The organism is Burkholderia sp. SCN-KJ (genome assembly GCF_024656005.1).
GTDB lineage: Bacteria > Pseudomonadota > Gammaproteobacteria > Burkholderiales > Burkholderiaceae > Burkholderia.
In genome coordinates this window covers 130359-143046 of sequence record NZ_JANKOG010000013.1, presented here as the reverse complement: position 1 = coordinate 143046, position 12688 = coordinate 130359, and the positions used below count along the sequence as shown (strand labels likewise).

Below are 12688 nucleotides of genomic sequence, written 5' to 3'. Positions count from 1 at the left end.
TCTGCACCGGTCAGCACGATTTCAATGGAGTATCAGTGGCAATGAAGAAAACCCTTCGTTTCGCGGCAGTCGTGTCCAGCCTCGCCGCCGCCGCCGCGCTGCTCGCCGCTGCGCCGGCCGCGGCGCAGGCGCTTGGTTCGCATGGCGCGCAGCTTGCCGACGAAGTCGTCGCGGTCGTCAACAACGACGTGATCACGGGTCGCGAACTCGACCAGCGCGTCGGCCTGATCTCGCGCCGGCTGCAGCAGCAGAACGCGCCCGTGCCGCCGGCCGACCAGCTGCGCGCGCAGGTGCTGAACCAGATGGTGCTCGAACGCATCCAGGTGCAGAAGGCCAAGGACGACGGGATCCGCATCGACGATGCCACCGTGCAGTCCACGCTGCAGCGCCTCGCGCAGGCGAACGGGATGACGCTCGACCAGTATCGCGCGCGCATCGTCGCGCAAGGCGTGCCCTGGAGCGTGTTCACGAGCGACGCCCGCACCGAGCTGATGCTGTCGAAGCTGCGCGAGCGCGAGGTCGACGGCAAGATCACCGTGTCGGATGCCGAAGTCGCGAACTACATCGCGAGCCAGCGCGGGCCGAACGCATCGCAGCAGCAGGACCTGCGCTTCCAGCACATCTTCATCAAGGCGCCGACCAACGCGCCGCAAGCCGACATCGAAGCCGCGCAGAAGAAGGCCGACGCGCTGCTGCAGCAGGCCACGTCGGGCGCCGATTTCGAGAAGCTCGCGAAGAACAACTCGGAAGCGAACGACGCGAAGAAGGGCGGCGACCTCGGCTTCAAGGCGCCGGCCGCGCTGCCGGCCGACGTCGTCGAAGCCGCGTCGAAGCTCCGCCCCGGCCAGGTCAACCCGACGCTGATCCGCGTGCCGGACGGCTTCGAGATCGTGCGTCTCGTCGACCGCCGCCAGAGCCAGGGCGCGACCGCCGCGGCACCGAAGATCGTCCAGACGCACGTGCGCCACATCCTGCTGCGCGTCGGCGAAGGCAAGTCGGAAGGCCAGGCGCGCCAGCAGCTGCAGGACATCCGCAAGCAGGTCGAAGCCGGTGGCGATTTCGCGAAGTTCGCGCGCACCTACTCGCAGGACGGTTCGGCGTCGCAGGGCGGCGATCTCGGCTGGATCAGCCCGGGCGAGACCGTGCCGGAATTCGAGCGCGCGATGAACAACCTGCCGGACGGCCAGATCAGCCAGCCGATTCGTACCGAGTACGGCTACCACCTGATCCAGGTGGTCGAGCGCCGCGAGGCGGAAGGCTCGGTGCAGCAGCAGATGGATATCGCGCGCCAGGCGATCGGCCAGCGCAAGGCCGAGCAGGCGTACGCCGACTGGCTGCGTGAACTGCGCGATTCGTCGTACGTGCAGTACAAGATCGGCGGCGTCGGCCCGGCGAACTGAGCGAGCTTCGCATGACGGCATCCGCGCTGCAGATCGCGATCACGACCGGTGAACCTGCGGGTGTCGGCCCGGAGCTGACCGTGCAGGCGTTGCAGGATGCCGCGCGGCGCTGGCCCGGTGCGCATTTCACCGTGCTCGGTGACGCCGCGCTGCTCGACGCACGCGCGGCGGCCGTCGGTGCCGACCGGGCGGTGCTCGCCGGCGGCGGGCCGGTGTCGGTCGAGCATCATCCGCTCGCCGTGTCCGCGCAGGCGGGCAAGCTCGACGCGGCCAACGGCCGCTACGTGCTCGGGCTGCTCGATGCCGCGATCGACGGCGCGGTGGCGGGCCGGTTCGACGCGATCGTCACCGCACCGCTGCAGAAGAGCACGATCAACGATGCCGGCGTGCCGTTTACCGGCCATACCGAATACCTTGCGGAACGCACGCACACGCCGCGCGTCGTGATGATGCTGGCAGGCACGGGCGAGCGGCCGCTGCGCGTCGCGCTCGCGACCACGCACCTGCCGCTGAAGGACGTGTCGGCCGCGCTGACGATCGACGGGCTCGTCGAGACGCTGGCGATCGTCGACCGCGACCTGCGGCGCGACTTCGGTCTCGCGGCGCCGCGCATCCTCGTGACGGGGCTGAACCCGCACGCGGGCGAGAACGGCTATCTCGGGCGCGAGGAGATCGACGTGATCTCGCCGGCGCTCGCACGCGCGCAAGCGCAGGGCATCGACGCGCGCGGCCCGTATCCGGCCGACACGCTGTTCCAGCCGCGCCATCTCGAGGATGCCGATTGCGTGCTCGCGATGTTCCACGATCAGGGCTTGCCCGTGCTGAAGTATGCGACCTTCGGCGAGGGCATCAACGTCACGCTCGGGCTGCCGATCATCCGCACGTCGGTCGATCACGGCACGGCGCTGGATCTGGCCGGCACGGGCCGCGCGGATCCGGGCAGCATGGTCGCCGCGCTCGACACGGCCGTCACGATGGCGCGCCATCGCCGCGCGGCCTGACACGCACGAGCCTGACCTCATTCGTCGTATTTTTCGTTTTTCTCAGTCGATGTCGAACAGCAGACAGCACCAAGGCCACTTCGCGCGCAAGCGCTTCGGGCAGAACTTCCTCGTCGATCACGGCGTGATCGACTCGATCGTCGCGACGATCGGCCCCGCGCGCGGCCAGCGGATGGTCGAGATCGGCCCCGGCCTCGGCGCGCTGACCGAGCCGCTGATCGCGCGTCTCGCGACGCCCGAGTCGCCGCTGCATGCGGTCGAGCTCGACCGCGACCTGATCGGGCGCCTGCAGCAGCGCTTCGGCGCGCTGCTGGAGCTGCACGCGGGCGACGCGCTCGCGTTCGACTTCCGCTCGCTCGCGGCACCCGGCGACAAGCCGTCGCTGCGGATCGTCGGCAACCTGCCGTACAACATTTCCAGTCCGCTGCTGTTTCACCTGATGACGTTCGCCGACGCGGTCATCGACCAGCATTTCATGCTGCAGAACGAAGTGGTCGAACGGATGGTCGCGGAGCCGGGCACGAAGGCGTTCTCGCGACTGTCGGTGATGCTGCAGTACCGCTATGTGATGGAGAAGATGCTCGACGTGCCGCCGGAATCGTTCCAGCCGCCGCCGAAGGTCGATTCGGCGATCGTCCGGATGATTCCGTACGAGCCGCACGAACTGCCGGACGTCGATCCCGCGCTGCTCGGCGAAGTCGTCACCGCCGCGTTCTCGCAGCGCCGCAAGATGCTGCGCAATACGCTCGGCGACTACCGCGAGACGATCGATTTCGACGGGCTCGGCTTCGATCTCGCGCGACGCGCGGAGGATGTCAGCGTGGCCGAATATGTCGGCGTCGCGCAGGCGCTGGCAGCGGTGCGCAAGGCCGCGGAGTAGCGGCATGCGGGCGTCGCACCTGGCGCCTGCCCGAGCGCGATCGACGAGGCTGCCCTGAGCGGGCAGCTTTTTTTTCCGCGTCGCTTTCGTCGCTGCCGGACCGCGTCCGCATCGCGCTACGCGCGCCGGCGCGGCGGCGCGTTGACGAGCGCGATTCCCGTCAGCACCAGCGCGGCGGCGGACATGAAGCGCCAGCCGACCGATTCGCCGAGCAGCAGCACGCCGAACGCGACGCCGAACAGCGGCGACAGGAACGTGAATACCGACAGCCGCGACGCGCTGTAGCGCGTCAGCAGCCAGAACCACGACAGGTAGCTGACGAACGCGACGATCACCGACTGGTACGCGAGGCTCGCGAGCGCGATCGGCGTGACCCGCGCGAACGACGTCTGGCCGAGCAGCGCGGCGAGCGCGACCAGCACGACGGCCGACACCGCGAGCTGGTAGAACAGCGTCTTGCTCGCGCTGGCGCGCGCGAGCGACGTCGAGCGCACGACGACCGTCGTCGCGGCCCACATCGCGCCGCCGAGGATCCCGAGCGCGTCGCCGGCGAGCCCGGCCAGCACCGATGCGCCGGGCGCGCGCGGCGTCAGGAAGCCGTCCGCGAACGCGAGCGCGATGCCGGCGAACGCGAGGCCGACGCCGGCCCACTGGACGCGCTGCAGCCGTTCGCCCGGCGCGAACAGGTGCAGGCCGAGCGCCGTGAAGCACGGTGCCGTGTACAGGAAGATCGCCATGTGCGACGCGCTCGTCAGCGTGAGCCCGAAGAACACGCAGATGAACTCGCCGGCGAACAGCGCACCGGCCGCGATGCCCGCGCCGAGCGTGCCGTCCGCGCGGAACAGCGGCGTGCCGCGCGAGCGTGCCCAGCCCCACAGCAGGAGCGCGGCGATCACCGAGCGCAGCCCGGCCTGGAACATCGGCGGGATCGCCGCGTTGGTGCTCTTGATCGCGACCTGCTGGAAGCCCCAGATCGCGCACAGCAGCAGCATCACGCCGACGGCACGCGTGTCGAGCGCGCGGCGCACGGGCGTGCCGGCGAGCGTGGTCATCGGCGCACCTCGCCGATGCGGCGGGAAGCGGGCTGGGGCATGGGGAGAGACCTGGGCAAAGACATGGGCAGCGGCGGACGGACGGCGCGTCCGGCGCGCTCGAATCGGCGATTTCTCACGGCAGGCTGTGTGGCTGGAATGAGGCGGTGGTCGCGTTCTGGCTGCGGGCGGCATGCCCGTTTTTGGTGCGAAGTGGGAGGATGTTACCCGATCGATGGACTTGCCGGGGCCGTCGGGCGCGGTGATCTCCACCGCCGCACGGGCTTCGCGCTCGCCGTGCGGATGCCTGGTATCGGCCGGTGGCGCACGGGGCGCCGGCGGCGGGATTGACCCGACTCCGGTAGAATTTCCGCTTCTGGAAAGTCCCCACAGGAGTACAACACATGCGTTTGCTGCATACGATGCTGCGAGTCGGCGATCTCGACCGCTCGATCAAGTTCTACACCGAATTGCTCGGCATGAAGCTGCTGCGTCGCGAGGATTATCCGGAAGGCAAGTTCACGCTCGCGTTCGTCGGCTACGAAGCGGAAAGCGCGGGCACCGTGCTCGAGCTGACCCACAACTGGGATACGCCGTCCTACGATCTCGGCAACGGCTTCGGCCATCTGGCGGTGGAAGTCGACGATGCCTACGCGGCCTGCGACAAGATCAAGGCGCAAGGCGGCAAGGTGACCCGCGAAGCCGGCCCGATGAAGCACGGCACGACCGTGATCGCGTTCGTCGAGGATCCGGACGGCTACAAGATCGAGTTCATTCAGAAGAAGGCGCACTGAGCGCCGGGCGCGCGGCGCACGATGTGCGTCGCGGGCAGGAAAAACGGGCGATGTGGAGGAATCCGCATCGCCCGTTTGTATTTTGGTGCGGCCGATCGCGTCAAAGCGCCGGCAGCAGCTCGGGCGGGTGATGCTTGAGCGTGTGCCGCGCTTCGCGGAATTCCGGGAAGATCGATTCGACGGTCTGCCAGAAGGCCGGACTGTGGTTCATCTCGCGCAGGTGCGACAGCTCGTGCGCGACGACGTAGTCGACGATCGACATCGGGAAGTGGATCAGCCGCCAGTTCAGCCGGATCTTGCCGTCGCTCGAGCAGCTGCCCCAGCGCGTCGCCGCCGACGACAGCGCATACATCGAATACGTGACGCCGAGCCGTTCCGCGTAGACCGCCAGGCGTTCGCCGAAGATCCGCTTCGCTTCGCCCTGCAGCCAGCCCTGCACGCGATCCTTGATCTGCTGCATGTCGGCTTGCACGGGCAGCGGCAGCGACAGCCGTTGCGCATCGGCGTCGAATGCGACGGCGCCCGCGCCGAGCGCGACCGTGATCGTCTTGCCGAGATAAGGGAGTTGCGCGCCGTCGCGCCAGTCGATCTGCGGCAGCGCGCGCTGCTCGGTGCGGGTCTTCCACTCCGCGAGCTTCGCGAAGATCCAGCGCTGCTTCTCGGCGATCGCCGCTTCGATGTCGGCGAGCGTGACCCAGCGCGGCGCGGTGATCGACAGCCCGCTGCCGTCGATCGTGAAGCCGATCGTGCGGCGCGCGGAGCGCTTCAACCGATATTCGAGCACGCGGCTGTCGAGTGCGAACGTGCGGATGCGGGAGCGATCGGGTGCGGGACCCGGATCGAGCGGCGCCGTGGGCACCGCGGGAGCCGCAGCCGCTTCAGGCGGCGACGGCAGCGCGGCGGGCGCCGACGGTGCCGGCGATGCTGCCGGCCCGTCGAAGAGCGGCAGGTCCATCTGGCGATGATCGAGTGCCACGATGGCAGGCCGTGGCCGCGGACGCTTTTTCATCAGTTCGCTTCGTTTTGTCGTGCGCAACGGCTGCAATCCGGGTGATTCAGACGCGTGCGGCATCGCGCGTGCCGGCATTGCCCGGCTGGCGATACGCATCGGGATCGATGCGGCGCATTTCCGCTTCGATCCATGCTTCGACCTGCGAGTTCAATACGTCGGGCGTCTTGCCTTCGACCGGAATCGGCTTGCCGATCGACACGGTGACGACGCCCGGGAACTTCGTGAACGAGTTGCGCGGCCACACCCGACCTGCATTGTGCGCGATCGGCACGACCGGCGCGCCGGTTTCGATCGCGAAGCGCGCGCCGCCCGTCTTGTACTTGCCCTGCTTGCCGACCGGCGTGCGCGTGCCTTCCGGGAACATGATCATCCACGCGCCTTCCGACAGGCGCTTCTTGCCCTGGCGGATCACCGACACGAAGGCATTCTTGCCTTCCTTGCGGTTGATGTTGACCATGTGCAGCAGCCCGAGCGCCCAGCCGAAGAACGGCACGTACAGCAGCTCGCGCTTGAACACGTAGCAGAGCGGCTTCGGCATCAGCGCCGGAAACGCGAGCGTCTCCCACGCGGACTGGTGCTTCGACAGCAGCACGGCCGGGCCGTCGGGCAGGTTCTCGTAGCCTTCGATCCGGTAGCGGATGCCGTTCAGCCAGCGCACGACCCACAGCGTGGACTTGCACCAGCCGGCCGCCATCCAGTAGCGCGCGTCGGGGCGCATGAACGGAAAGGCGATGAAGCACGCGGTGGCGTACGGCACCGTGTACAGGACGAAGTAGATCAGCAGCAGCAGGGAGCGGACGAAGCGCATCGGCGTGGGTCTGACAGTAGGGAGGATGCGCGCGGCGGCCGCATCACTCGTGTTCGTGTGAAAGGAAGTCGAGTGCGAACGCGCGCAGGTCGTCATGGACCTGCGTGCCGTCCGGCAGGTTGCCCGCGGCGAGCGTCTTCTTGCCCTTGCCGGTCAGCACGAGGTGCGGTCGGAAGCCGACCGCGACGCCAGCCTGCAGGTCGCGCAGCGAATCGCCGACGGCCGGCGTGTGACCGGGATCGATCTCGAAGCGCTCGGCGATCATCTGCATCATGCCGGGTTTCGGCTTGCGGCAGTCGCAGTGGTCTTCCGACGTATGCGGGCAGAAGAACACCGCGTCGATGCGCGCGCCGACCGCGGCCGCCGCGCGATGCATCTTCAGATGCATCGCGTTGAGCGTGGCCATGTCGAACAGCCCGCGACCGATGCCGGACTGGTTGGTCGCGACGACCACGCGATAGCCGGCGTGGTTGAGTCGTGCGATCGCCTCGAGGCTGCCGGGCAGCGCGATCCACTCGTCGGGCGTCTTGATGAACGCGTCCGAATCGACGTTGATCACGCCGTCCCGGTCGAGGACGACGAGCTTGCGGTTGGGGCTGGTCGGCATCGTTCGGCCTTTACGCGGCGAGCTTCGAGATGTCGGCGACGCAGTTCATCTGCTGATGCAGCGCCGACAGCAGCGCGAGACGGTTCGCGCGCAGCGCGGGATCCTCGGCGTTGACCATCACGTCGTTGAAGAACGTGTCGACCGGCGCGCGCAGCGCGGCGAGCGCCGACAGCGCGCCCGTGTACGCACGCGCCTCGAGCTGCGACTGCACGTGCGGCGTCACGGCCGCGAGCTGCTCGTGCAGCGCCTTCTCGGCGGCCTCGACGAGCAGCGTCGGCTGCACCGTGCCGTTCGCGCCGCCGTCCGACTTCTTCAGGATGTTCGAGATCCGCTTGTTCGCGGCCGCGAGCGCTTCGGCTTCCGCGAGGCGCGTGAATTCGCGCACCGCGTCGAGGCGCGCGACGAGATCGTCGACGCGCGTCGGGTTCAGGCTCAGCACCGCGTCGACTTCGCCGGCCGAGTAGCCGCGCTCGCGCAACAGGCCGCGCAGGCGGTCGATGAAGAACGCGAAGATCGCGTCGGTCGATTCGGCGACGCCCGGCACGCCTTCGAAGCGCGCATGGGCCGTGCGCAGCAGCGACACGAGATCGAGCGGCAGCTGTTTCTCGAGCAGCAGGCGCAGCACGCCGAGCGCGTGACGGCGCAGCGCGAACGGATCCTTCTCGCCGGTCGGCGCGAGGCCGATGCCCCAGATGCCGACGATCGTCTCGAGCTTGTCGGCCAGCGCGACGGCGGTCGACACCGGCGTGGTCGGCAGCGCGTCGCCGGAGAAGCGCGGCTGGTAATGCTCGGCGCAGGCGAGCGCGACGTCGTCGGGCTCACCGTCGTGGCGCGCGTAGTACGTGCCCATCGTGCCCTGCAGTTCCGGGAACTCGCCGACCATGTCGGTCAGCAGGTCGGCCTTCGCGAGGCGCGCGGCGCGCTTCGCGTGCGCGGCGTCGGCACCGATCGCGGGCGCGATCTCGCCGGCGAGCGCCTCGAGGCGCTCGACGCGTGCGAGCGCCGAGCCGAGCTTGTTGTGATAGACGACGTTCGCGAGCAGCGGCACGCGCTCGGCCAGCGGCTTCTTCTTGTCCTGCTCGAAGAAGAACTTCGCGTCGGCGAGGCGCGGGCGCACGACGCGCTCGTTGCCTTCGATGATCTCGCCCGGCGTCTTCGTCTCGATGTTCGACACGATCAGGAAGCGCGAGCGCAGCTTGCCGGCGACGTCGGTGAGCGCGAAGTACTTCTGGTTCGTCTGCATCGTGAGGATCAGGCATTCCTGCGGAACCTGCAGGAATTCGTCCTCGAAGCGGCACGGATAGACGACCGGCCATTCGACCAGCGACGTCACTTCGTCGAGCAGCGACTCGGGCATCACGACCGTGTCGCCGTTCGCGTGTTCGTTCAGCTGCGTGCGGATCGTTTCGCGGCGATCGGCGAAGTGCGCGATCACGCGACCCTTGTCGCGCAGCGTGTCGGCATACGCGCGCGCATGCTGGATCGCGACGAGGCCGTCGGACAGGAAGCGGTGGCCGAGCGTGGTGTCGCCGGCATCGACGCCGAACGCGGTGACGGGCACGATGCGGTCGTCGTGCAGCACGGTCAGGCGGTGCACCGGACGCACGAACTTCACGTCGGAGCCGTCCGGGCGCTGATAGGTCATGAACTTTGGGATCGGCAGCTTCGCGAGCGCTTCGTCGAGCGCGGCCTGCAGCCCGTCGGCGAGCGTCGCGCCGGCCGCCGAGTAGTTGACGAAGAACGCTTCGGCCTTGCCGTCCTGCGCGCGCTCGAGATCGGCGATCGACAGGTTCGGATGGCCGAGCGCCGCGAGCTTCTTCGCGAGCGGGGCGGTCGGCCGGCCTTCGGCGTCGAGCGCGACGGACACCGGCAGGACCTTTTCGCGGACCTGCTTTTCAGGCGCGACGGCGCGCACGTTCTGCACGACGACCGCGAGGCGGCGCGGCGTGGCGTAGCGTTCGAATACGAGTTCGCCTTCGATCAGGTCGCGCGCCGCGAGGCGTTGCGCGAGGCCTTCGGCGAATGCGTCGCCGAGGCGCGCGAGGGCCTTCGGCGGCAGCTCTTCGGTCAGCAGTTCGACGAGCAGGGGGGCGGGATGATTGTGCGTCATGTGTGGATTGAATCTCGTCTCGTCAGTCCTGATCGATCTTGCGTTCGACCTTGAGCGGCGGCGCCCATGCCGGCTGGGCGGCGTCCTGGGCGTCGGTGGTGAGGCCCGGCACGCCCGGCGGGTTGCCGAGCATCGGGAAGCCGAGCTTCTCGCGCGAGTCGTAGTAAGCCTGCGCGACGAGACGCGACAGCGCGCGGATGCGGCCGATGTACGCCGCGCGTTCCGTGACCGAGATCGCGCCGCGCGCGTCGAGCAGGTTGAACGTGTGGCCGGCCTTCAGCACGAGCTCGTACGCGGGCAGCGCGAGCTGCGCGTCGATCATCTTCTTTGCTTCCGCTTCGTAGCTGTTGAAGAACGTGAACAGCAGGTCGACGTTCGCGTGCTCGAAGTTGTAGGTCGACTGCTCGACCTCGTTCTGGTGGTAGACGTCGCCGTACGACAGGCGGCGCAGCTCGGGGCCGTTCGGGCCTTGCTCTTCCCACTCGGTCCACACGAGGTCGTACACGTTCTCGACCTTCTGCAGGTACATCGCGAGGCGCTCGAGGCCGTACGTGATCTCGCCGAGCACCGGCTTGCATTCGAGGCCGCCGACTTCCTGGAAATACGTGAACTGCGTGACTTCCATGCCGTTCAGCCACACTTCCCAGCCGAGGCCCCACGCGCCGAGCGTCGGGTTCTCCCAGTCGTCTTCCACGAAGCGCACGTCGTTCTGCTTCAGGTCGAAGCCGAGCGCTTCCAGCGAACCGAGATACAGGTCGAGGATGTTTTCCGGCGCCGGCTTGAGCACGACCTGGTACTGGTAGTAATGCTGCAGGCGGTTCGGGTTCTCGCCGTAGCGGCCGTCCTTCGGGCGGCGCGACGGCTGCACGTAGGCGGCGCGCCACGGCTCGGGGCCGACCGCGCGCAGGAACGTGTGGACGTGCGACGTGCCCGCGCCGACTTCCATGTCGATGGGCTGGAGCAGGGCGCAACCCTGCTTGTCCCAGTAGGACTGCAGCGTCAGGATGATTTGCTGAAACGTAAGCATGAAGAGCCTTCGTGGCGCTGGCGCTCCGTTGCGGGCGGCGCTCCGGGCGGGGCCCGGAGGGTCGGCTCGCGCGGCGGCGCGGCTTGTTAGTGTGCTGAAACGTGCAATTTTACCGGATCGGCGGCCGGATGCGGCCGGAACGCGGACGAAGGGGGCGTCGGCGGTGTTCCGGGCGAGCCGTGCGCGGCCTGTGCGCGGGTCGTCGATGCGCGCGGTGCGCTCGCGTGCGGTGTCGCGATGCGCTGCTCGCTCCGCCTGCCGCGCCGCTTTGCGCGGGCGTTAAGATGCGCGTATTGCGGCGCGCGCGACGCCTGCCGCGCGACCGATTGCCCACTCCGTACCGCATGGACGATTCGAACGACCTCCTCATTCCACTGATGCCGCCGCTGCTTGCGCTGCTCGGGCAGGCCGCCGACGCGCACGCGCGCGGCGAGCGCGACGCGCATGCGCTCTGGCTCGCCGCCGCCGGCCATCTGCACGCCGTCGACATGGCCGCGCTCGCGCAGCTTACCGCGGCGCTCGTCGCACGGCAGCGTGGCGCCGACGCGCTCGCGCTGGCCGAATGCGCGCTGCGCGTGCATCCGGGCGCCGGCGCGAGTTTCAATCATGGCTATGCGCTGCAGATGCTCGGCCGTCACGCCGACGCCGTCGCGTCGTACCGCGCCGCCTATGCGCTCGATCCGGGCTGGCCGTCGCTGCGCAACAACCTGGCGATCGCGCTGCGGCTGTCGGGCGGCGACCGCCACGAAGAAATCGCGCTGCTCGACGCGGCCGTGGCGGCCGACCCGCACGACGTGCAGGCGTGGATCAACCTGGTCGTCGCGCGGCTCGCGACACAGGACCTCGACGGCGCGCTCGCGTGCGCGGCGCGGCTCGCGGAGATCGCGCCCGACAACGCGCTCGCGCAGAACAACATCGCGATGGCGATGAAGGAGGCGCAGCGCTGGGACGACGCCGAGCGCCATGCGGCGCGCGCGTGCGAGCTGGCGCCCGACGACGCGTCGTTCCGCTTCAACCTCGCGATCATCCAGCTCGTGCGCGGCAATTATGCGGCCGGCTGGCGCGGCCACGAGGCGCGCTGGGACGGCGCCGGCGAGCTGCGCGGCCGCCGGCCGGTGCTGCCCGGCCCGCGCTGGCACGGCGAGCCGCTCGCGGGCAAGACGCTGCTCGTCTGGGGCGAGCAGGGGCTCGGCGACGTGCTGCAGTTCGCGCGCTTCGTCGCGCCGCTCGCCGAGCGCGTGCACCGCGAGGGCGGCCGGCTCGCGTGGAACACGTTTCCGCAGGTGGGCACGCTGATGCGGCGCAGCCTCGGCGCACACGCGGATGCGTTCAGCGCGGGCGGCGGCGTCGACGCGCTGCCGGCATTCGACTACGAAGTGCCGCTGATCGGCCTGCCGTTGATGCTCGGGATGGAGACGTCGACGCTCGGCGCGGCGGTGCCGTACCTGCATGCCGATCCGCGCGCGCGCGACGCATGGCGAGCGCGGCTCGCGGGTGACGGCCGGCTGAAGGTCGGGCTCGTGTGGACGGGCAGCGCGGGGCACCAGCGCAATCCGTTGCGGCGCGTCGGGCTCGAGCGCTATGCCGATGCGTTGCGCGATGTCGACGGCGTCGCGTTTTACTCGCTGCAGCCGGGCGCGGACGCGGATGTCGCCGCGGCGCGCGCGGCCGGTTTCGCGATCGAGGACTTCACCGGCGAACTCGAGAGTTTCGACGATACGGCCGCGTTCATCGGCGCGCTGGATCTGGTGATCACGGTGTGCACGTCGGTCGCGCACCTGTCGGGCGCGCTCGGCGCACGCACCTGGGTGCTGCTCGACGTGAATCCGCACTGGCCCTGGCTGCTCGAGCGCACCGACAGCCCGTGGTATCCGACCGCGACGCTGTACCGGCAGCCGACGTTCGGCGCATGGGCGCCGGTGATGGAAGCGCTCGGGCGGGATCTGCGCGGCCTGGCCGCGGACGCGCAGCGGCCGGCCTGAACGGCTGGCCGGCGCGATGTCGCGCGTCGTTGCTTC

The 12688-nt window shown here is 69.2% G+C and carries 11 protein-coding genes; 5 read left to right on the top strand and 6 right to left on the bottom strand.

What is annotated here, in order from left to right; all coding sequences use genetic code 11:
- The first annotated feature begins 41 nt into the window (after nt 1–41).
- From NQV17_RS21925 to rsmA, 3 genes are read left to right on the top strand one after another with little or no spacing between them, the layout of a single operon-like run.
- On the top strand, nt 42–1400 hold the full coding sequence (locus NQV17_RS21925; RefSeq protein ID WP_257773851.1) for a peptidylprolyl isomerase: 1359 nt from the start codon (nt 42–44) through the stop codon (nt 1398–1400).
- Nucleotides 1401–1411: 11 nt separating this feature from the next.
- Nucleotides 1412–2401, top strand: coding sequence for a 4-hydroxythreonine-4-phosphate dehydrogenase PdxA (gene pdxA / locus NQV17_RS21920; protein ID WP_257773850.1), 990 nt, complete (start codon nt 1412–1414; stop codon nt 2399–2401).
- Between the two features lie 49 nt (nt 2402–2450).
- Entirely contained in the window at nt 2451–3281 is an 831-nt protein-coding gene (gene rsmA, locus NQV17_RS21915; RefSeq protein WP_257773849.1) for a 16S rRNA (adenine(1518)-N(6)/adenine(1519)-N(6))-dimethyltransferase RsmA, read from the top strand.
- Nucleotides 3282–3397: 116 nt separating this feature from the next.
- Here the strand turns inward: rsmA and NQV17_RS21910 are convergent, their stop codons facing one another.
- Nucleotides 3398–4333, bottom strand: coding sequence for a DMT family transporter (locus NQV17_RS21910; protein WP_257773848.1), 936 nt, complete (start codon nt 4331–4333; stop codon nt 3398–3400).
- A gap of 383 nt (nt 4334–4716) precedes the next feature.
- On the opposite strand from NQV17_RS21910, the gene gloA reads away from it, so the two are divergent.
- Complete coding sequence (gene gloA / locus NQV17_RS21905; protein ID WP_044846812.1) at nt 4717–5106, top strand: lactoylglutathione lyase; 390 nt, start codon at nt 4717–4719, stop codon at nt 5104–5106.
- A 100-nt stretch (nt 5107–5206) separates the two neighbouring features.
- Here gloA and NQV17_RS21900 read toward each other — a convergent pair whose 3' ends face one another.
- The 5 genes from NQV17_RS21900 to glyQ are packed head-to-tail and all read right to left on the bottom strand — an operon-like array spanning nt 5207 to nt 10670.
- Nucleotides 5207–6115, bottom strand: a complete 909-nt coding sequence (locus tag NQV17_RS21900) for a M48 family metallopeptidase (protein ID WP_257773847.1) — start codon at nt 6113–6115, stop codon at nt 5207–5209.
- Nucleotides 6116–6161: 46 nt separating this feature from the next.
- Nucleotides 6162–6926 (bottom strand): 1-acyl-sn-glycerol-3-phosphate acyltransferase, encoded by a 765-nt coding sequence (locus tag NQV17_RS21895; RefSeq protein WP_257773846.1) that lies wholly within the window; start codon nt 6924–6926, stop codon nt 6162–6164.
- A gap of 43 nt (nt 6927–6969) precedes the next feature.
- Nucleotides 6970–7533, bottom strand: a complete 564-nt coding sequence (gene gmhB / locus NQV17_RS21890) for a D-glycero-beta-D-manno-heptose 1,7-bisphosphate 7-phosphatase (protein ID WP_124488623.1) — start codon at nt 7531–7533, stop codon at nt 6970–6972.
- Nucleotides 7534–7543: 10 nt separating this feature from the next.
- A complete protein-coding gene (glyS, locus tag NQV17_RS21885; protein ID WP_257773845.1) occupies nt 7544–9643 on the bottom strand; it encodes a glycine--tRNA ligase subunit beta in 2100 nt (699 codons plus the stop codon).
- Between the two features lie 22 nt (nt 9644–9665).
- Nucleotides 9666–10670, bottom strand: coding sequence for a glycine--tRNA ligase subunit alpha (gene glyQ, locus NQV17_RS21880; protein ID WP_006477868.1), 1005 nt, complete (start codon nt 10668–10670; stop codon nt 9666–9668).
- A 344-nt stretch (nt 10671–11014) separates the two neighbouring features.
- Here glyQ and NQV17_RS21875 point away from each other — a divergent pair, with 344 nt between their 5' ends.
- Nucleotides 11015–12652, top strand: coding sequence for a tetratricopeptide repeat protein (locus NQV17_RS21875; protein WP_257773844.1), 1638 nt, complete (start codon nt 11015–11017; stop codon nt 12650–12652).
- The last annotated feature ends 36 nt before the right edge of the window (nt 12653–12688 follow it).